General features: G+C 67.3%; 18 protein-coding genes. 7 read left to right on the forward strand and 11 right to left on the reverse strand.

Annotated elements, in window-relative coordinates; translation table 11 throughout:
• Positions 1 to 6: 6 nt before the first annotated feature.
• The 3 genes from ACIQF4_RS07540 to ACIQF4_RS07550 form a co-directional block, all read right to left on the reverse strand.
• Positions 7 to 1,842 carry a gamma-glutamyltransferase family protein gene (locus ACIQF4_RS07540; protein ID WP_400516711.1) on the reverse strand — a complete coding sequence of 612 codons (1,836 nt, stop codon included), beginning with the start codon at positions 1,840 to 1,842 and terminating at the stop codon, positions 7 to 9.
• Between the two features lie 70 nt (positions 1,843 to 1,912).
• Complete coding sequence (locus tag ACIQF4_RS07545) at positions 1,913 to 2,968, reverse strand: 2,3-butanediol dehydrogenase (protein WP_400516712.1); 1,056 nt, start codon at positions 2,966 to 2,968, stop codon at positions 1,913 to 1,915.
• Between the two features lie 15 nt (positions 2,969 to 2,983).
• A complete protein-coding gene (locus ACIQF4_RS07550) occupies positions 2,984 to 4,786 on the reverse strand; it encodes an NAD(P)/FAD-dependent oxidoreductase (protein WP_400516713.1) in 1,803 nt (600 codons plus the stop codon).
• Positions 4,787 to 4,955: 169 nt separating this feature from the next.
• On the opposite strand from ACIQF4_RS07550, the gene ACIQF4_RS07555 reads away from it, so the two are divergent.
• The 3 genes from ACIQF4_RS07555 to ACIQF4_RS07565 all read left to right on the forward strand — a co-directional run bounded on the left by ACIQF4_RS07555 (position 4,956) and on the right by ACIQF4_RS07565 (position 7,419).
• The gene (locus ACIQF4_RS07555) at positions 4,956 to 6,269 is read left to right on the forward strand and encodes a GAF domain-containing protein (RefSeq protein ID WP_400516714.1); all 1,314 of its coding nucleotides are present in this window, start codon (positions 4,956 to 4,958) and stop codon (positions 6,267 to 6,269) included.
• Positions 6,270 to 6,394: 125 nt separating this feature from the next.
• On the forward strand, positions 6,395 to 6,844 hold the full coding sequence (locus ACIQF4_RS07560; RefSeq protein ID WP_400516715.1) for a DUF4383 domain-containing protein: 450 nt from the start codon (positions 6,395 to 6,397) through the stop codon (positions 6,842 to 6,844).
• A 155-nt stretch (positions 6,845 to 6,999) separates the two neighbouring features.
• Entirely contained in the window at positions 7,000 to 7,419 is a 420-nt protein-coding gene (locus ACIQF4_RS07565; protein WP_400516716.1) for a hypothetical protein, read from the forward strand.
• Positions 7,420 to 7,447: 28 nt separating this feature from the next.
• Here ACIQF4_RS07565 and ACIQF4_RS07570 read toward each other — a convergent pair whose 3' ends face one another.
• Entirely contained in the window at positions 7,448 to 8,686 is a 1,239-nt protein-coding gene (locus ACIQF4_RS07570; RefSeq protein ID WP_400516718.1) for a S8 family serine peptidase, read from the reverse strand.
• A gap of 164 nt (positions 8,687 to 8,850) precedes the next feature.
• Between ACIQF4_RS07570 and ACIQF4_RS07575 the strand changes: the two genes are divergently transcribed.
• The gene (locus tag ACIQF4_RS07575) at positions 8,851 to 10,440 is read left to right on the forward strand and encodes an alkaline phosphatase D family protein (RefSeq protein WP_400516719.1); all 1,590 of its coding nucleotides are present in this window, start codon (positions 8,851 to 8,853) and stop codon (positions 10,438 to 10,440) included.
• Positions 10,441 to 10,574: 134 nt separating this feature from the next.
• Here ACIQF4_RS07575 and ACIQF4_RS07580 read toward each other — a convergent pair whose 3' ends face one another.
• Positions 10,575 to 11,357, reverse strand: a complete 783-nt coding sequence (locus tag ACIQF4_RS07580) for an SDR family oxidoreductase (protein WP_400516720.1) — start codon at positions 11,355 to 11,357, stop codon at positions 10,575 to 10,577.
• Positions 11,358 to 11,610: 253 nt separating this feature from the next.
• Positions 11,611 to 13,101 carry a GntP family permease gene (locus ACIQF4_RS07585; RefSeq protein WP_400516721.1) on the reverse strand — a complete coding sequence of 497 codons (1,491 nt, stop codon included), beginning with the start codon at positions 13,099 to 13,101 and terminating at the stop codon, positions 11,611 to 11,613.
• Between the two features lie 145 nt (positions 13,102 to 13,246).
• Between ACIQF4_RS07585 and ACIQF4_RS07590 the strand changes: the two genes are divergently transcribed.
• Positions 13,247 to 13,981: a FadR/GntR family transcriptional regulator gene (locus ACIQF4_RS07590; protein WP_400516722.1), complete on the forward strand. Its 735-nt coding sequence runs from the start codon at positions 13,247 to 13,249 to the stop codon at positions 13,979 to 13,981.
• Positions 13,978 to 14,754 carry an SDR family NAD(P)-dependent oxidoreductase gene (locus ACIQF4_RS07595; RefSeq protein ID WP_400516723.1) on the forward strand — a complete coding sequence of 259 codons (777 nt, stop codon included), beginning with the start codon at positions 13,978 to 13,980 and terminating at the stop codon, positions 14,752 to 14,754. The genes ACIQF4_RS07590 and ACIQF4_RS07595 overlap by 4 nt, the downstream gene beginning before the upstream one ends.
• Before the next feature lie 150 nt (positions 14,755 to 14,904).
• On the opposite strand, the gene ACIQF4_RS07600 is transcribed toward ACIQF4_RS07595, so the two are convergent.
• The 4 genes from ACIQF4_RS07600 to ACIQF4_RS07615 all read right to left on the reverse strand — a co-directional run bounded on the left by ACIQF4_RS07600 (position 14,905) and on the right by ACIQF4_RS07615 (position 17,529).
• A complete protein-coding gene (locus ACIQF4_RS07600) occupies positions 14,905 to 15,450 on the reverse strand; it encodes a flavodoxin domain-containing protein (protein ID WP_400516724.1) in 546 nt (181 codons plus the stop codon).
• An 89-nt stretch (positions 15,451 to 15,539) separates the two neighbouring features.
• Complete coding sequence (locus ACIQF4_RS07605; protein ID WP_400516725.1) at positions 15,540 to 15,770, reverse strand: hypothetical protein; 231 nt, start codon at positions 15,768 to 15,770, stop codon at positions 15,540 to 15,542.
• A gap of 81 nt (positions 15,771 to 15,851) precedes the next feature.
• Positions 15,852 to 16,709 (reverse strand): hypothetical protein, encoded by an 858-nt coding sequence (locus ACIQF4_RS07610; RefSeq protein WP_400516726.1) that lies wholly within the window; start codon positions 16,707 to 16,709, stop codon positions 15,852 to 15,854.
• A gap of 442 nt (positions 16,710 to 17,151) precedes the next feature.
• Entirely contained in the window at positions 17,152 to 17,529 is a 378-nt protein-coding gene (locus ACIQF4_RS07615) for a VOC family protein (RefSeq protein ID WP_350004350.1), read from the reverse strand.
• 363 nt (positions 17,530 to 17,892) lie between these two features.
• On the opposite strand from ACIQF4_RS07615, the gene ACIQF4_RS07620 reads away from it, so the two are divergent.
• Positions 17,893 to 19,224, forward strand: coding sequence for a right-handed parallel beta-helix repeat-containing protein (locus ACIQF4_RS07620; RefSeq protein WP_400516729.1), 1,332 nt, complete (start codon positions 17,893 to 17,895; stop codon positions 19,222 to 19,224).
• Positions 19,225 to 19,274: 50 nt separating this feature from the next.
• Here the strand turns inward: ACIQF4_RS07620 and ACIQF4_RS07625 are convergent, their stop codons facing one another.
• A complete protein-coding gene (locus ACIQF4_RS07625; RefSeq protein ID WP_400516730.1) occupies positions 19,275 to 19,775 on the reverse strand; it encodes an SRPBCC family protein in 501 nt (166 codons plus the stop codon).
• Positions 19,776 to 19,783: the final 8 nt, after the last annotated feature.

Raw genomic sequence — 19,783 nt, forward strand, 5'->3', positions numbered from 1 at the left:
CAACACTTACCGCCCGGCCGCGTAGCCCTGCCCGCCCCGCGGGTTGGCCGCAGCCTTCAGGACGCCAGTCTCTGGACAGCGAACCACAGCCGACAGGCGTCCGAGGCTCCAGTCCCCCGCCCGGGTTACAACGTGGCCCCGCGCCTCGAGTCCGGCGATGACCCCGTCCCCGAGCCTGTCTTCCACAACCGCGCCGCCGGGCGTCCAGGTGCGCGGCCAGAAGGAGCCGGGGATGGACGTGGTGTGGAAAGCGGGGGCATCGATGGCCTGCTGCGGATCATAGCCGCCCACAATCGTGCGGAGCAGGTACAGCAGCTGCCACTGGTCCTGCTGGTCGCCGCCCGGTGACCCGAGGGCCGCCACCGCCTTGCCGTCCCTGAGCACCAGCGTGGGCGTCAGCGTGGTGCGCGGCCGCTTGCCGGGGGCCAGGGTGGACGGGGCGCCGTCCTCCAGCCAGGTCATCTGCAGCCGTGATCCCAGGCAGAACCCAAGTTCGGGGATGGCCGGGGAGGACTGCAGCCAGCCGCCGGACGGGGTGGCTGAGACCATGTTTCCCCACTGGTCCACCACGTCGATGTGGCAGGTGTCGCCGCGGGTTTCCCCGGTGGGGGCCACCGTCGGCTCGCCCACGCCCGCAAAGGCGCCTTCCCCGCGGGCAGCGAGCGACGGCGGGAGGTACTCCGTGCGCAGCGGAGGCAGGAAGGGTTTGTGGCCGGGGACCTCGCCGGGCCGGAATGCGTGTGAGGCCTGCTCCCCGATCAGCTGCCGGCGCTCCGCCGCGTACTCCGCGCTCAGCAGGTAGTCCAGTGGCACCGCGGTATCCCCGTAGTAGGCCTCGCGGTCCGCGATGGCCAGCTTCTGCGCCTCCAGGATGGTGTGCGCGCCGAGGGCGGTGGACGGGTCCAGGTACTCGTCGTCGAACCCGTCCAGGATCGCGAGCGTCTGCAGCAGCGCCGGCCCCTGCCCCCAGGGACCGGTCTTGGCAATGGTGTGGCCGCGGAACTCCAGGGTGGCGGCGGGCTCGTACCCGGCTGAGAATTCGGCGAAGTCCGCTTTGGTCATTACGCCGGCATGGTCCGTGCCGGACGAGTGGCGGTGCGGTGTGGCCAGGAACGCGACCGCCGCCTTGGCGACGAAACCCTCGCGCCACTCCCGCCGCGCGGCGTCGATCCGCGCTGACCGCCGCGCCGCCGTGCCGCCGTCGTCCGCCACACCCGTGCCGGCGGCAATAAGCCGCTCAAGCACGTCCGCGTACGCCACGTTCTTAACGATGTCTCCGCCTGCGGGAACTTTCCCGTCCGGCATCCAGAGGGCGGCCGACGTCGGCCAGTGCTCTGTGAAGAGCGCCGCAACCGAGGCGATGGTGCTGCCCACGCGGTCCAGGACGGGGTGCCCGTGGCGGGCGTAGCCGATGGCGAAGGAGAGCACCTCCGCCAGCTCCCAGGTGCCGTGGTCTCGGAGGAACAGTAGCCAGGCGTCGACGGCGGCGGGCACGGCGGCGGCGACCGCACCGGCCCCGGGCACCAACTCCAGCCCTTCGGCCAGGTAGTGCTCGCGGGTTGCCGCGGCGGGTGCGGGTCCCTGACCCATCAGCACAACGGGTTCGGAGGGATTACCGGCGGTGGTGAACACGCCCGTCAAGTCCCCGCCCGGGCCGTTCAGGTGGGGTTCCACCACGTGGAGGACAAACGCACCCGCGGCGGCGGCGTCGAACGCGTTCCCGCCGCGCTCCAGCACCGCCTGCGCCGAGGCCGTGGCCAGCCAGTGGGTGGAGGCCGTCATGCCGAACGTGCCCTGGAGGGTGGGCCGGGTGGTGAAGCTGCCTGCCGGTGTGTACGCCATGGTCTGCAATCCTAGGGACCCGGCGGGGAGGCGGCCGTGACCGCCACGCCCGCCTCCCCGCCCTGGGCCGCTACGGATGCACCAGGATTTTGACGGCGGTGTCCTTGTGGTTGATCAGGGTGTCGAACCCCTGCTCCACCAGGTCATCGAGCGCGATCCTCCCGGTGATGAACGGCTTGAGGTCCACCTTGCCCTCCTGCACCATCCTGATCACGGCGGGGTGGTCGCGGACGTAGGCGATGGTGCCGCGCAGGTCGATCTCCTTGAGCACCAGCTTCTGCATGTCCAGCGTGGCCGGCGCGCCCCAGATGGACACGTTGACCACCACTCCCCCTGGCCGGACGGCGTCGAGCATGGTGTCCAGCACCGCGTTCACGCCAGCGCACTCGAAGGCGACGTCCGCGCCGGTCCCGCCGGTAAGTTCCCGCACCCGCGTCGGGACGTCCTCCTGACTCGGGTCCAGCACATGATCCGCCACGCCGCTGGAGGTGGCCTTCTCCTTCCGGGCCTGGGTGAGTTCGCTGATGATCGTGGTGACGCCCATGCCCTTCAGCACGGCCGCGGTCAGCAGCCCGATGGGCCCGGAACCGCCCACCAGGGCCGTGTCGCCAGCCTTCACGCCGCTGCGGGCAACGGCGTGGTGGGCCACGGACAGCGGCTCGATCAGCGCCGCCTCATCCAGGGGAATATCGCCGATGGGGTGCACCCACCGCGCATCCACCACGATCTTCTCGCTCAGCCCTCCCCCGCCGCCGGAGAGTCCGATGAACCCCATCTGCCGGCACAGGTGGTAACTGCCCGCCTGGCACATGTCGCAGTCGCCGTCCACAAAATAGGGTTCGACGACGACGTTGTCCCCCTTCGCCAGGCCCGTCACCCCTTCGCCCACGTCAGAGACCGTCCCGGAGAATTCGTGCCCCAGGGTCACCGGGGATTCCTCGTGGGAGAGCGGGTGCGGATGCCCCGGTGCCGGGCAGAAGATGGGGCCCTCCAGGTATTCGTGGAGGTCGGTGCCGCAGATGCCGCACCACGCGACGTCGATCTTCACCGCCCCGGCCCGGAGTTCCGGCTCCGGGATGTCCTCGATGCGGATGTCCTTGCGGGCGTGGAATCGTGCTGCCTTCATGATGGGCTCTACCTTTCAGCGGGTGTGGTGGCTGGGCTGCAGTTCGTAGACCGGCGTCTCCAGCCTTTCCATCCGGGCCTTGAGCTGGAGCGCCAGGTAGGAGGAGTAGTGCCGGCTCTGGTGCAGGTTGCCGCCGTGGATCCAGAGGTTGGGGACGTTGGTTGGTTTCCACATATTGCGCAGCTCCCCCTCCCACGGACCAGGGTCTTTTGGCGTGTCTGAGCCGTATCCCCAGCACTTGCCCACCTGGTCCGCCACTTCGGGCGATACCAGGTCCGCCAGCCAGCCGTTCATGGACCCGTAACCGGTGGCGTAGACAATAAGGTCCGCTTCCAGCTCCGTGCCGTCTGCCATGACCACGGCGTTTCCGGTGATCTTGGAGACCTGCCCGGACTTCAGCTTCACCCGCCCGTCGATGATCAGCTGGGACGCGCCCACGTCAATGTAATAGCCGGAGCCGCGCCGCAGGTACTTCACGAAGAGCCCGGAGCCGTCCACGCCGAAGTCCAAATCGAAGCCCGCGGCCTCCAGCTGCGAGTAGAACTCGGCGTCCCGCTCGGCCATCTGCTGGTACACCGGCACCTGGGTTTCCGGCAGGATCCGCATGGGCAGCGAGGCGAACAGCAGGTCGGCCTTCTCGGTGGTCACCCCGTTCGCCAGCGCCTTCTCCGAGTACAGCCCGCCCAGCGCCAGGTCCATCAGGGATTCGCTCCGGGCAATGTGCGTGGAGGACCGCTGGACCATAGTCACATCGGCGCCATGCTCCCAGAGGTCTGCGCAGATATCGTGCGCCGAGTTGTTGGAACCGATCACCACGGCTTTCTTGCCGGTCCAGTCCCCGCCGCCCGGGTGCTGCGAGGAGTGCCGCTGCTCGCCCAGGAAGCTCTCGGCGCCGTCGAACGTGGGGATGTTGGGGTAGCCGGAGACGCCCAGGGCAAACACCAGCTGTTTGGGCCGGAGGGACACAGGTTCGCCGTCGCGAAGGACGCTGACCACCCATTCCTGCGCACCGTCGTCGAACGTTGCCCCCACGCACTCGGTGCCGGACCAGTAGTTCAGCTCCATGATGCGGGTGTAGTGCTCCAGCCAGTCGCCGATCTTGTCCTTGGCGGCGAAGACGGGCCAGTCGTCCGGGAACTGCAGGTAGGGCAGGTGGTCGTACCAGACCGGATCGTGCAGGTGCAGGGACTTGTAGCGGTTCCGCCAGGAGTCCCCGGGCTTCTGGTTCTTTTCGATGATGATGGTGGGCACGCCCAGCCGCCGCAGCCGCGCCGCGAGGCCGATGCCGCCCTGCCCGCCGCCGATGATCACGCAGTACGGCTGCTCCTCATAGCCGAGCTTCGCTTCCTGCTCTTCCTTCAGCTCCAGCCAGGACCGGCGTCCCCGGACGATCTCGTGCGCCACGCCCTGGTCGCGGCGGGGGCCCTTCTTCTCTTCGAAGCCCTTGAGTTCCTGCATGGTGGTGAGCAGCGTCCAGCACTTGCCGTCCCGCAGCCGGAGGTGGCCGTAGCCCCGGGCAGCACAGGTTTCGAAAGTGATCCAGGCTTCCACTGTGCTTTCGCCGCCGGCGCCGCCGCCCGTGGCGTCCTCGGCCAGGGCCCAGTTGTCAGGCTGCACCCGGTCCAGCGTGGCCTCCAGCATCCGGCGGATGTCCGCCTTGCCTTCGAGCGTCTTGAGGTTCCAGGTGAAGGCCACGAAGTCCCGCCAGTAACTGTCATCCCCGAAAAGCTCCAGCGCCGCGTCCACGTCGCGCCGCTGCAGCGCGTCATCCAGGCGTTTGAGCCAGGCCTGCGCGGCGGCCGTTGGTGATTCGGTCATGTCCACTCCTTTGTGTGATGGTCCGTGTTTAGTGGGCCCCGTTTCCGTCCTGCCCCCTGCGGTATGCTGGGCGGGCGTGAGCTGCGTCACCCCAGTGAAACGCAGAGAGGGTTACAGCAGCGTTGCATTCAGCACCGCCGGACAAAGGCGACGGCGGTGGAAGGGAGCCATGGACCACGGCCTGAAGTTCTCGGACCCGGCGGCGTATTCGCGGCTGCTGCGCCGTGCCCATGAACAGGTGATCTCCGGCGTTCCGCGGCCCGAAATCCCGGAAGGGCTGGCCAGCTCCTGGCGCCGCTCCATGGCGCTGGGCATCAGCCCGGACCAGCACAGCCCCCGCCATCTGCACGAGGCGTCCGAGGTGCTGGAACTGCGGCGCGAGCACCGGCTGCAGCAGGTCATGCCGGCGCTCAGTGAGCTGCTGGCCGACGACTCCAGCGACGGACGGCACCTGCTGGTGCTGACGGACGCCGGCGGCGAAATCCTGTGGCGCGTGGGCAGCGCCCAAGTGCTCCGGCGGGCGGACCGGCTGGAGTTCTCCGAGGGCGCGGACTGGTCCGAGGCCGGAATCGGCACCAACGCCATCAGCGAGGCGCTGGTCACCGGCCGCCCGGTGCAGCTGTTCTCCGCCGAGCACCTGGTCCGCACCCACCACGAATGGGCCTGCACCGCGGCACCCATCAGGGATCCCCTGACGGGCGCGTTGCTGGGCGTGCTGGACGTGTCAGGGCCGCTGGAGTCCCTCACCGCGGACACACTGCGCATGGTGCGGTGCGCCGTGAGCATGGCGGAGGCGCTCCTGAGAATGTCCGACGCCGGCACGCCCCTGGGTGCCCCTTCCCCCGTTCCTGTTTCCCGGCAGTCCTCCCGGACCGGATCTGCTGCACGGCCAACGGCGGCCGCCAAGTCGCTTGAGCTGCTCGGCGACCAGCCGGCCGCGGTCTTCCGGGACGGCAGCCGCGTGCCGCTGACCCTGCGCCGGGCGGAGATCCTGGCGCTGCTGGATTCACGGAGCCAGGGCTGGAGTGCCGAGGAACTGGCCTATGAGCTCCACGGTGATGCGGGCATCGCGGCGTCCATCCGCACCGAAATGTTCCGGGTCCGGTCCCTGCTGGGGGATGCCATTGCGTCCAACCCTTACCGGCTGGGTGAGGGGCTCGCCGGGCGGTCGGACGCGGGCCAGGTGCTGCGGCTGCTGCGCGAGGGCAAGGCGGCTGCGGCGCTGGAAGCGTACCGCGCTCCCCTGCTCAGCCGCTCCGGAAACATGGCCATACAGCTCCTACGGGACCGGCTGGACCTGGCACTGCGGGCGGCCGTTCGCGCCAGTACGGACCCCGCTCTCCTCATGCGGTGGCTGTCCACGGACATGGGCTCCGCGGACATGCCGGCGGTGGAGGCGCTGGGGAAACTGGTGGGCCTGCGCGATGCACGGTATTTGTCATTCAGTGCCGGAGCTGCAGCGGCGGATGCGAAACTCGCTTAGCAAATTCTTTTGTCACTAAACCCATCCGACGTGCGATAACGCCGCGAATAGCAGGCATAACCCCTTGGGTTGGCAGGAATATAAACCGGCTAATCCATAAACGCATATCGTATGAGGAGACTATTGTGGCAACACACACCAGCACCGGGATGGCTACCCGCACCAACGTCCAAAAGGCATCACTGGCAGTCGGCGCCGTGTTCCTGTTGGTCGGCATCCTGGGCTTCGTTCCCGGGATCACGGCCAACTTCGACCAGCTGCACTTTGCCGGCCACCACTCCGAGGCCCTGCTGCTGGGCCTGTTCCAGGTCTCGACCCTGCACAACATCGTCCACCTGCTGTTCGGCGTGGCCGGCATCGCCCTGGCAAAGACGGCCGGCGGCGCCCGCTCCTACCTTCTCTACGGCGGTGCCATCTACCTGGTCCTGTTCGTCTACGGCCTGGTGGTTCCCCAGGACTCGGCCGGCAACTTCGTGCCGCTGAACAGCTTTGACAACATCCTGCACCTGGTGCTGGGCATTGGCATGGTTGCCCTGGCACTGGTCCTCACCAAGGGACACAAGGCCCGCGCCTAAAGGTGATCCGCGGCGGCGCCCCCGCCGCACCAGAACCACAATGGCCCCGGCCGCAGCTTCCCGCTGCGGCCGGGGCCATTCGCGTGGATAGCCTGGACGTCCGGCGGGACTAATGGCACTTCTGCACCGCGGGCATCGCATGGGAAGTTGCAGGGGTGAGCAGGACACCCCGGCGGAACCCCCGGCTGCGGCAACGTGAGGCTGCCGGCAGCGGGACAAAGCCCAACAATGCTGCCGTCGTCGCCATCAAGGCAGTCCACACGCTGGCGTGGCTGTCAATTGAGTCGTGCGTTGTTTATCTGCTCATCACCGGGCTGGCCGGGCGTACCGACAAACGTGCGGGCATAGCCGCTGCAGTGGTCACCACCGAAACCCTGGTGTTCGCCGGAAACGGGTTCCGCTGCCCGCTCACAGGCCTGGCCAAGCGGTACGGCGCCGAGTCCGGCTCCGTCACGGACATCTACCTGCCCAGGTGGTTCGCGCACAACCTGCCGGCCATCCACACTCCCCTGCTGGCACTGATGGCCTACCTCCATGTAAAAAACCTCCGGCGCGGGCGGGCAGCCGGGTTGTAGCTTTCAGCCTGCAGTCTGCGGACTGCAGTTACCGGACTGCGTTGTTCGCGTTGACGCGGCCGTTGGCCCAGTAGGTGCCGGTGCCGGGGATCTTGTCGGCGCTTGATTGGACCTTCTCCCGGATGGCCTGATTGTCCAATTCTGGGTTGACGCTCCAGGCGAGGGCTGCCGTGGCAGCCACAATCGGCGCCGACATCGAGGTGCCGTTGCCCACGTCGTAGCCCATCGAGCGGTTGTTTTGCGTTCCCAGGTAGAACTTGTGGTTCGGGAAGGTGGAGTAGACGTTGACGCCTGGGGCAGCGATGTCCACCCAGCTTGCCCCGTAGGTGGAGAAGGAGGCCTTGGCGTCCTTGTTGTCGGTGGCTGCGACGGCGATGACGTTGGCGTATCCGGCCGGGTAGATTTTGGTCTGGTTCCCGCCGTTGCCCGCAGCGGCCACCAGCACGGCGCCCTTGGCCCAGGCGTTGTTGACGGCAGTCTCCAGAGTGCGTGATGCCCGGACGCCAAGGCTCATGTTGATCACCTTCGCCCCGTTAGTGACCGCCCAGTTGATCCCGTTCGCCAGGCCTGAGCTCGAACCCACGCCGCTGTCGTTGAGGACTTTGCCGTCCAGGATGCTGCACCCCGGACATACCCCGGCAACGCCGATGGTGTTGCCTTCGGAGGCGGCAACGGTACCGGACACGTGTGTGCCGTGGCCGTAGTTGTCCTCGCCGGTGCTGGCACCACTGAAGTTGGCCCGCGCCACAACCTTCGGTGCGATGTCCGGGTTGTCACTGGCAACTCCGGAGTCGAGCACGGCAACCCTAATGCCAAGGCCCTTGGTGACGCCCCACGCTTCAACGGCGTCCACGTCCGCGTCCGCTGTGCCCCCGCCGACAGTCAGCGTGCCGGCGGTGTTCGTGAAGGACTGGCCACTGTTGTTCAATGCGTACTGGCGGTCGATGTACTGGTCGGCGGCAGCGGGAGTGACGATTTGGTCCGGCTCGGCGTACTCGACGGCCGGGTTGCGGCCCAGGGCGTCAACGAGCTGGAGTTCTTTCCCGGCCGGAACCTTGATCAGGCGGGCGCCGGTGCCGCCGATTTCGGGCCCGTCGCTGAGGCCGTACCCCCGCAGCACCGCGGCCGCCGCGCCGTGGTCCCGGAACTTGACCATGATCTGCCCGGCAATGTGGGACGGTCCGGCCGCGGCTCCCGGGGCTGCCAGGGTGACGCCGCCCAGCACCAACGCTGCCGCTGCGAAACTGGCCGTAAGAAGTCTTTTCATCCCGTCATTTTGCTCCCCGCAGCCCTGGCTGGATAGGGGCTTCAGTGGAGTTGTTGGGCGCAGCAAAAGGAATTTGATCAAAAAGACATCTCTTGTCACGCAGTTAACTGTCCATTTACATTCCCCTCAAGACCTGTCCAACCGGCCTCCCTAGGTTCGGACGCATGGACAACATCTCCCGCAGATCCCTCATTTCCGCCGGCCTGGGTGCCGGGCTTGTCGCCGCCCTGCCGGGTGCCGCCGTCGCCGTGTCAACAGCAGACGACGCCGGCCTCCGCACCGACCCGTTTATGCTCGGCATAGCGTCGGGCGAGCCGTGGCCGGACGGCTTCGTGATCTGGACGCGCCTGGCGCTGGACCCCCTGGCCGAGGACGGCCTCGGCGGCATGCCCGCACGCCCGGTCCCCGTGGCCTGGGAAGTGGCTGAGGACGCAAGCATGCGCTCCGTAGTAGCCCGCGGCGTCGAACACGCCCGGATTGAAACCGCCCACTCCGTCCACGTGGAGCTCCAGGGCCTGAAGCCCGGCCGCGAATACTTCTACCGCTTCCGCAGCGGCCGCCACCTCAGCGCCGTGGGCCGCACGCTCACCAGCCCCGCGCCGCACGAGACGCCTGCCGCGCTGGCCATGGCGTTCGCCAGCTGCTCCCAGTACGAGCACGGCTACTTCACCGCCTACACGCGCCTGGCCGAGGACCAGCCGGACCTGGTGCTGCACCTGGGCGACTACCTGTACGAGTACAAGAAGGACAGCTACGTGATCGGCGGCGGGAACCCGCGCGACCACCAGGGCCCGGAGACCACCACGCTGCAGGGCTACCGGCAGCGGCACGCGCAGTACAAGTCCGACGCCGACCTGCAGGCAGCGCACGCGGTGGCGCCCTGGCTGGTGGTGTGGGATGACCACGAGGTGGACAACAACTGGGCGGACGAGATCCCGGAAAACCGCGACGCGGGCCAGCTCAACGACACCACCGAGCGGTTCCGCCAGCGCCGCACCGCCGCGTTCCAGGCGTACTACGAGAACATGCCGCTGCGGAGGTCCTCCGTGCCGGCCGGGTTCGACATGAAGATCTACCGCACCATCCAGTGGGGCCAGCTGGCCAACTTCCACATGATGGACACCCGGCAGTACCGCGACGACCAGCTCGCCGGTGACGGCTGGAAGAAGAACGTGGCTGAACGGCTCGCGGAGAACCGGACCATCACCGGCGCGGAGCAGGAGAAGTGGCTGCTGGACGGGTTCCGGAACTCCACCCAGCGGTGGGACATCCTGGGCCAGCAGGTGTTCTTCGCCGAGCGGGACCGGGCGCAGGCGCTGGAGATTGACGACGTCTCCATGGACGGCTGGGATGGGTACGCCGCCTCCCGCCGCCGCATCACCCAGGGCTGGCTGGACGCGAAGGTTCGCAACGCCGTCGTGCTCACCGGCGACGTGCACCGCAACTGGGCCAACGACCTCAAGGTGGACTACAAGGATCCGGCCTCGCCCGTGGTGGGATCGGAGCTGGTGTGCACGTCCATCACCTCCACCGGCAACGGGACTGGCTCCACCACGGACCCGGTGATGGCGTGGAACCCGCACCTGAAGTTCTTCAATGACAACCGCGGCTACGTGAACACCAAGATCACGCGGGATGCCATGACGGCGGACTTCCGCACGCTGGACTACGTGACGACGCCGGGCGCACCGGTCAGCACGAAGGCCTCGTTTGCCATCCAGGATGGCGTGCCGGGCCTGCAGGCGCGCGGGTAACCGCCCGGACTGGTACCGAACTGCGCAACTCTTGGGCCCGCTGCTGCTGCGGGCCCAGGAGTTGGCGCGGGTTCCGTGTGGCCGCGAAACCAAAAGTTACTCAAACGCGTGCAGCACCTCGCGACGCCGGCGGCTCACCAGACCGAGTCGCCCCGCAGGACGGCGTCGCTGCCGCCGTCGACATAGATGACCTGCCCGCACAGGTGTGTGTTCTCTTCGCTGTTGAGCCACGCCAGCAGGCGGGCGACGACGATGGGCTCGGCGATGCCGTTCAGCGGCATCGGGACCATGCGCAGCAGCTGCTCCCGTGCTTCCGCGGTGGCGATCAGGCCGGCTGTCATCGGAGTGGCGATGACGCCGGGAGCTGCGGCATTCAGGGGGATGCCGGCCCCGGCCCACGCCGGGGTGGCAGCCTCGCGGCGGACCCACCGGGAGAGCGCAAGCTTGGTCGAAGCGTAGATCAGCTGGCCCGTGGTTGCTGGATCCTTCGCCAGGACCCCGGCGCGTGCCATGGCGGCCGCCTCATCCCCCTCGGTCAGCAGGGCAACGAGCCCACCGTCGCTGGGCAGGAGGGCAGCCATTGAGGAAACGAAGACTGCCCGTGGAGCCTCTGATCCCGCCAGAAGGGGCCGGAGGCCTTCAAGGGTGGCCACCGTGCCGAAGAAGTTCACGGCCACGGTGGCGGGCGCCGGGACGGCCAGGCCGGCGACGGCGTAAACGGCATCGATCGATCCGCCGCTGATCCTGCCCGCCTCCTGGACCAGGGCCGCGCGCCCTTCGGCGGTGGAAAGGTCCACCACCACCTCGGCGTCGTGGATGTCCGCTCCAATGACGCGTTCGCCCCGCTGCTCGAGCAGGTCCTTGGTTGCCTTTCCGATGCCCGACGCGGCGCCGGTGAGGACAGATGTGCGGGGCATGGTGCCTTCTTTCCCTCGCTATCCAGCATGTGGCTCCACTGTGCCCGCCTGCCCGCCGTGCGGCCAGAGGCCAAGGGCCCGTGAGTCCAAGGGACCGTGGATGGCACGGCGGTTGTCCGCGCCCTCGCCCGGCCAGAGGGGTGGCGGCAGGTGGCGGCGAAATTCGTAGCCCCAACACGGAAGGGCCTGGGCCCGGTGTGAAACCGGACCCAGGCCCTTCCGGCGCTTGGTCAGAGACCTACAGCGGAGCGGCTCAACCCAGGATGAGGTTCAGGATGAACAGCAGTGGGATGGAGCCGGCCCAGACGGCGGTGGTGATGCCGGACCAGCCGCGGAGCGCCGCGGTGCCTTCGAGTCCGGTGAACCGGGTGACCACCCAGAAGTAGGAGTCGTTGAAGTAGCTCAGGATCATGGATCCGGCGGTGCAGGCCATGGCTGCCACCAGCGGGTCGATGCCGAGGGTGCCCACCAGCGGGGCCGTGACGGAGGCGGCGGTGATCATTGCCACCGTGCCCGAGCCCTGGGCCAGCCGGACCAGGGTGGCCACCAGGAACGGCACCAGGAAGGCGGGCAGGGCCGTGGCGGCGATGGCCTCGGCCAGGGCGTCACCCACGCCCGAGCTGCGGAGCACCTGTCCCAGGGCGCCGCCGGCGCCGGTGATCAGCAGGATGAGGCCGGCCGAAGCGGCAGCCTCGGCAAACCAGTGCTGGACCCGGCTGCGCGGGGTCCACCGCGGCAGCAGGACGTAGACGGCCAGCAGGACGCCGATGATCAGCGCGATCACGGGGTTGCCGATGAAGGCGAAGGGAACAACCCAGGCGGACGGCTCGTATTTGCCGCCCACAACGCCCTGGGCGTTCTGGTCCATGGCGCCGGTGACCGTGTTCAGCACGATCAGCAGCAGCGGGACCAGGAGGGGCAGCGAGGCCAGGAACGCGCCGACGCGGTGCGGCTTGGCGCCCTCCGGCGGGGTGCCCAGATCCAGTTCGGGATCGTCCGGCAGGTCTTCGTCCTGCGCAGGGGTGTCGTCGTTGGGGATGGTTCCGGTGCTGCCGTGGTGGGATCCTTCGGAGGCACCCACCAGTGCGGCGCGGCCGTAGACGGCCTCGCGGACTTCCTCGGTGACGGCGCTTTCGAGCTTGGGTCCCATCCACTTGGCGTAGGTCACGGCAATCGGAAGGAGCAGGACGGTGAACACCAGGCCGGTGAGGATGACGGCGCCCAGGTCCGCGCCCAGCAGGCCGGTGACGGCAAGGGGGCCGGGGGTGGGCGGCACCAGGTGGTGCGTCAGGGTCATGCCGACACCCAGTGCGAGGGCCAGGGTCACGTAGCCGGCGCGCTTGACCCGTGCGATGGAGCGGGCCAGCGGGTTCATGATCACGTAGCCGGAGTCGCAGAAGACCGGGATGGACACCAGGGCACCCACGGTGCCCATCGCCCAGGGCTCCCGGCCCTTGCCGAAGAGCCGTAAGAAGGAGAGGGCAAGCGCGTTGGCAGCGCCGGATACTTCCAGGATCTTTCCGATGGCGACGCCAAGGCCGATCACGATGCCGATCGAGGCAAGGGTGTTGCCGAAGCCTGTGGTGATGGCTTTGACGATGTCGAGGGGGCTTTGGCCGGCCACGAGGCCGGTCACGAGGGCGGCGATGAGCAGCGCGACGAACGCGTCGAGCCGGGTGCGCAGTACGAGCACGACGATGGTCGCGATGCCCAGTACCAGCGCAAGTAGCAGTTGTATATCCACGTTGATGTACTCCTTGGGGACAAGAGCCCGGGCGCGCTGCCCGGCTCTCCTCGAAGGACGCCAGTGCCTTTTGGAATTGACTCCGTCGAGTGACGGGTGCCACACTATCGGGACATAAGACATCTGACAAGCCAACGGAGGAGGGATGCCGGTGAGCCGCATAACGCTGGCGGACTCTGTGTTCGCCAACCTCCTGGAACGCATCCTCTCTGGCGAGCTCCCGCCCCAGTCGTCGCTGCCGGCCGAGGCGGAGATCGCCAGGGTGGCCGATGTCAGCAGGCTGACGGTCCGCGAGGCACTGAAGACTCTGCAGGCCCAGAACATCGTCACGGTGAGGCGCGGCCTGGGGACCTTTGTGAACCATCCCGAGGAATGGACCGGCCTGGAGGCTATCCTCCGGGCCGCGGCCCGCGGCACCGGGATTGACGAGGCAGCCCTGAAGCTCCTCGAGGTCCGCCGCATTATGGAAACCGGGGCAGCCGAACTGGCCGCCCGGCACGCCACGGCCGAGCATTTTGCCGCCATGGAGAAGGCGATTGCGGACCTGGAAACAGCGCACGAGGCCGCAGACCTGGACGCCGTGACCCTGGCGGACCTTGCCTTCCACAATGTGGTGTTCAAGGCGTCGGCGAACCCGTTCCTACCGGCGCTGCTGGGCCAGCTGGGCCACCTGCTGTACACCACGCGGCGGGAAACCTCGGCATTCCCGGAAGTCCAGCGCCATGCCCTGGAGCACCACCGGCTGGTCCTGGCGGCGATTGCCACGGGAGAACCGGAAACAGCCCGCAAGGCCATGGACGAGCACATCAACCAGACCTACGACGACTACGCACGCTTCATCAAAGCCCAGGAATCCAACACAGGAGTTGAACCAGAATGACCGAAACCACCGCTTTTCCCGCTTCCCGCACGGCCGTCCTGACCGGCGCCGCCTCGGAGCGCGGCATTGGCCGCGCCACTGCAGACAGGCTGGCCCGCGAGGGCTGGAACATTGCCATCCTGGACATTGACGGCGAGGCTGCCGCCCTGGCCGCCAAGGAGATCGGGGACAAGCACGGCGTGCAGGCGCTGGGCCTGCAGACGGATGTCTCGGACGAGGCGTCCATCGATGCCGCCATCAGCAAAGTGGAGGCGGAACTGCCTCCCATCGTGGCGCTGGCCAACATCGCCGGCATCAGCTCGCCGCGTCCCTTCATGGAGGAAACCAAGGAAGGCTGGGAGCGTGTCTTCGCGATCAACATGACCGGGACGTTCCTGGTGACCCAGCGCGTGCTGGGCGGCATGATCGACCGGAAGCTTGGCCGGGTGGTGAGCATCTCGTCCATCTCCGCCCAGCGCGGCGGCGGCACCTACTCCAAGGTGGCGTACAGCTCTGCCAAGGCCGGGATCATCGGCTTCACCCGGGCGCTGGCCCGCGAGATGGGCGAGCACGGAATCACCGTCAACTGCATCGCCCCGGGGCCCGTGGACACGGACATCATGGGCGGCACGCTGACCGATGAGCGGAAGAAGGAGATGTCCAAGGACATCCTGGTGGGCCGCGTGGGAACAGTGACTGACATGGCCGCTTTGATGGCCTTCCTCATGGGCGAGGACGCCGGCTTCATCACCGCGGCCACCTACGACATCAACGGCGGACTGCAGGTTTCCTAAAGCGGTTGCAGGCGGGTGCCTGCGTAGCCTCTCCTGGAGAAGTACGACGGCGGCGCGGCTGGCATTCCTGCCGGCCGCGCCGCCGGTTGTTATGGACTGAGCCGTACCTGGCTTAAGGCGACAGGACCGCAGGCGCGCAGGCCGCCGTCGTTATGCGGTGGCGCTGCCCGGGGAGGTGGGCGACGCTGGTGTGGCGAGCTGGGCCGCGATCTCGTCGGTCCAGGCATCGATGGCGGTCCAGTCCCGGAAATCCCCGAAACGGCCGCCGGTGATCCGGAACAGGACGCGCAGCGCTGACGACATCTGGTCTGCCTTGTAGACGCCGGAGAACATGCGGTGGCCGCGAAGCGCAACGTCCGGGGGCAGCACACCTGCCAGGCGTGCCTGTTGCAATGCCGCGCCTTTTTTGCGGAACGGCTTTGGCAGTGCATCCGCCATCCCCACGTTGAAGGCCCAGACGGGCCGCTTGGCCAGCTCGGGCGCATGCCGGGCGAAGAACTGACCGGCCGCGGGCAACCACGACTGATTGTGGATGGCGCTGCCGATCACAATTGCGTCGTAGCCGGAGACGTTCTCCACCTCGTCCACCGACCGGCACTCGACGCCGTCCAGCGCAGACGCCATGCGGTCCGCCATATGTTGGGCGATCTCCTGCGTGGAACCCATCGCGCTGGCATAGGCAACCAGAACAGCCATTCCTGAACCTCCGATCGTGCACTCTCCAGTCTGATGGACGGCGCGGCGGCCGGGACGGGCCATTGGTCCCGAAAACAGGGTCCGTGATCCTAGCCGGGCTCTTCCTCGTTCGCGGTGGCTTCGACCCAGTCGATGGCGTCGTCCGGGAAGTATTGCCCCGGGGTTTCATCTTGGCCGGCCCACCAGGAGTCATCGCTGGCCGGTCCGCCGGCCTCCGCAATCTCGGCCACTATTGCCGCCGGAACCTGATCTCCGTTGTTGTTGATCAGCCACTGCCGCGTCGATGGCTGCAGCTTCGTCCACCACTGTTCGATGCCCATGGCCGAAGTGTCCCATGCCGGCAGGACCGGCGTCACCGCCCGCACAAAGCCGGCGGCAGCACCGCCGTCGTACTCTCTGTATTAATGCGCTGCAGGACGGGTCCCCTCATCGGTGCTGGACCCCGACGTCGGCACGAAGGTCCAGTCGAAGGACCCGTCCACCCGCAGTGTCAGCCGGAGGAACCCGTGGGTGTCGCTGAAGCGCTTGACGACGTACGGCGGGCTGCTGGTGAAGGGGCGGAGGCCGACGCCGCCCGTGGAGACCTGGAAGGACGTGATCCCGTCGCTGACGCACTGGTCGGCGTTGTTCACCGGGCACGAGCGTTCGTAGTTATGCTGCGACCCGGACAGGGTCAGGCGGACCCGGTGCTTCCACATCACATCGATCCACGGCTTGTGGTCCACGTTCCGCTCATGCGTTTCGGTGCTGGAGGTGAAGTACGGCTCGTGGTGCACCACTGCCAGGTGCCTGCCCGCAGCCTTGGCGGCAGCGAGGTCCCGGTCCAGCCACGTTGTGAGCGCCTGGGCCCGCGCCGGGTTGTACCGCCAGTGCGCCGAGGACAGGAACGCGAAATGCCAGTTCCCAAAGTCCTTCGAGTAGGGCTGCCCGTTTTCGATGAACCCGCGCTCATGGTTGATTGCTGCCTTCGCAGTGGACCCCGGGCACTGGCCGTTCATGAAATCGTCGAGGTCCTCATTGCGGCCGGGTTTCCAGTCGTGGTTGGGGGCGGATACCCAGTAAAGCTTGGGCAAAGTGCCCGCCCAGAGCCTCGTCCAATACTTCACATAGTCCTCGCAGTACGCGGCGTCGTACTGGAAATCTCCGATCCCCAGGAACGCATCAATTTCGTTGTTTTGCACCAGCCGCGTGATCGCCGCAGCGTTCCGGCCGGACGGGCTGTCAGGAGCATAGGTCCGCACGCCGTTCATGTCGCCCACTGCAGCGATCTGGACATCACGGAGGGGAAAGACAGGCTTGCCATGCGGCGGTGGCAGGGCTGCCGTAGGGGTAGCTGCCGGGGACGAAACAGTTGGGGACGGCTGGTCCGGCGGCTGCGGAGTAGGTTGCGGGGTGAAAGTGCAACCCGCAACAGAGACGGCCAGGAGGGTTGCGGCGGCTGCGGCCACGCTCCGGAGGGATCTGTGCCGCGGGAGTGCTGGCTGCATCCGATAACCCTCCAGGAAGCCGGCCCGCAGGTCATCCCGCGAGGGACAACCAGGCGCACCGGCACCTCTGATGTTCCTTAAGCCCGGATGGGCTGTCAAGGGAGCGGGATGCCTGCCCCGGGACAACGGATGCGGCTGGAACGGCGACGCCGGACCTACGTCCCGCCTGACGGTGCGGTTGCCGCCGGCGAGAGGCAGCCGCTCCCGTAGCCTGTCAGGGGTCAAGCCGCTTGCGCAGGAGGCAGAACTCGTTGCCTTCAGGGTCGGCCAGGACGTGCCACTGCTCGCTGCCGGTCTGCCCGACGTCGGCGGGGCGGGCCCCCAGGGCAAGCAGGCGTTCCAGCTCGGCGTCCTGGTCCCGGTCCACCGGGTTGACGTCAATGTGCAGGGGGAGGCGTCCGGTCCGCGGGTTGCTGCTCGGGCTCAGGATGATGGTGGGCTGCAGGCCGCCGAACCCGGCGTCCGGCGGGCCGATCTCGATGGCACCGTCCTCCCGGTCGAGCTCGACATATCCGAGCACCTGGCTCCAGAATCCCGCCAGGAGTTCCGGATCGGCACAGTTGATGACTAGTTCGCTGATGCGGGAGACCATGAACCCCAGTGTACGGAGGGCTTGCCCGGACAGTCCGGGAATTGATGCTTGTCCAAGACATGCGCCGAGGCGAGGCGTCGGGCGTTTCGCAGTGGACACTCCCCCGGATCGGTATCACCTGCCAGTCCTGCGCAACTTTGCCTGTCAACGGGTCACGCCTACTTTTAGGGATGAGTGCGCCTCCAACGTAGCCACGAGTACGTGTGCCACATGCCAAGGTCGCATGACCCTCCGCTAACGCGCAGGTAGCGGCGATGTGCGCCGGGCAGTCCAGGGCTAGTAAAATCTTCTGGTGCCTTTTTCTAAACCCCTCCACCGCCCGTCAACCTGCCGCCGTACCGAGTCCCTGGCCGGTGAGACATCATGATGCTGGGGCGCCGGCGGTTCCTGGAGTGGATTGGGGCTGCGGCAGTAACGGCCGGGGTGCCCAGCGCGCTTACTCCCCCGGCCACGGCGGTTGTTCCGTCCCCTGCCTACGCCAACGCCCGCTTCGTGAGCACCGGCGGGGACGATGCCAACCCGGGCACCAAGGCAGCACCCTGGCAGACGCTTGGGAGGGTCAGGGCTGCGCTCGACACCGGCGAAGTGGGGCGCGGCGACGCGGTCTTGTTGCGGCGCGGTGACGTGTTTTGGGGCTCCCTCAAGGTTCCTGTGCTGAAAGGGACAACGGGAGCTTTTACCCTCGGCTCCTACGGCAGTGGGGCGCTGCCACAGATCAACGGCTACAAGGTGAGCAAGGACGCGTGGGTGCTGCACAGCCCCAACGTGTGGAAGCTGAACCTGACGGCCGGATCCGGGGAGTTCGCCGGCAACACGGCCGGAACCTCAACGGACGTCGGATTCCTGAAGGCCGGCGGCACCATCCACGGCTGGAAACGGTGGAACCTGGCTGATCTGGCGCAGGACTGGGATTTTTACAGCGACGATACCCACGTGTACGTGAGGCTGGGCGCATCCCCGGGTGCCGGCGTGGAGATAGCCGTGAAGCAGCAGGGTTTCCGTCCCGCCTCCAACACCAACGCCTCGGACCTGCACATCCTTGGCCACGGCGCCCACGGTGTAGGAATTTACGGGACCCAGAACGCGCAGATCACGGGCTGCGTGATTGAGGAAATCGGCGGTTCGCGGGTATCAAAGACCACCCGGTACGGGAACGGCGTGGAAATCTGGATTGGCTGCGCGAACGTGCTGGTCCAGGGCAACACGATCCGGCAGACGTATGACACGGGCACCACCATGCAGGGCAGTGCCGAGGGGTCCAACGTTGCGTGGACGGACTGCAGGTTCGTGGGCAACACCATTGAGAACTGCAACCAGAGCCTGGAGGTCTGGTCCCGGGGAACACCGGCTGCAGGGACGGGACACATCCGATGCGCGTTCACGGATAACGAGTGCCGCGATGCCGGCTTCTCATGGGCTGCCAACATCCGCCCGGACCAGGCAGGCATGGGCACACACCTGCTGACCTATGACGTGGATCTGCCCTGCGACATCGAGATTGCCAGGAACAGCTTTGTGGGCGCCAAGGACAACTTCGTGCGCTCCAGCGGCCCCGGGCGGCAGATCCCGGAGGGCATCAGGACCCACAGCAACACCATCTCGCTGGACAGCCGGCAGAAGATTGCCTACGAGCATCCGGAAACCATCGAGCAGCTCGACGCATGGCGTGCCCGTACCGGCAACGGACAGGGGTAAGGCCATCGGGCCCGCGCCGGGCACCTCTCTGTGATGCAGGAGTTCCCGTCCTAGGACGGAGCCTCCTCATGTGCATTGACGGATTCAGCGATTCGTTTGATCGCGGCGAGCGTTTTCGGAATGCCGTCGAGCGCCTGCTGGGTGCGGTCGGCGATCTGGGTTGATGCCCCTTCGCCGAACTTCTCCTCGAACATTGCTATCCCGTCCGGCAGGAATTCCCAGGACTCGGTGAGCATGGTCCCGCCATCTGCCGGGGTGAGGGTGAAGCCCCAGCGGACAAATTTTCCGCCCACCACCCAGGCGAACTCGCGGCCGCGCTCGGCAGCCACCACCTGGGACCGGGTCTCCCAGGTCCGCTGCGGCAGCTCGTTGCGCCCGGTGAACCATGCACCGGGCTGGCTGGCGCTGTCCTCGTCGTCCCACCAGCACGACGTGCAAATCGGGCTCCACTCACCGGTGCGGGTGATGTCGGAGACCAGGTCGTAGAGCGTCTCGGCTGATGCCTGGACCGTGGTGGACTCCTGGTATTGGCGGATGCTGCTCTGGTTCATGGATCCAT

The organism is Pseudarthrobacter sp. NPDC092202 (assembly GCF_044755505.1).
GTDB lineage: Bacteria > Actinomycetota > Actinomycetes > Actinomycetales > Micrococcaceae > Arthrobacter.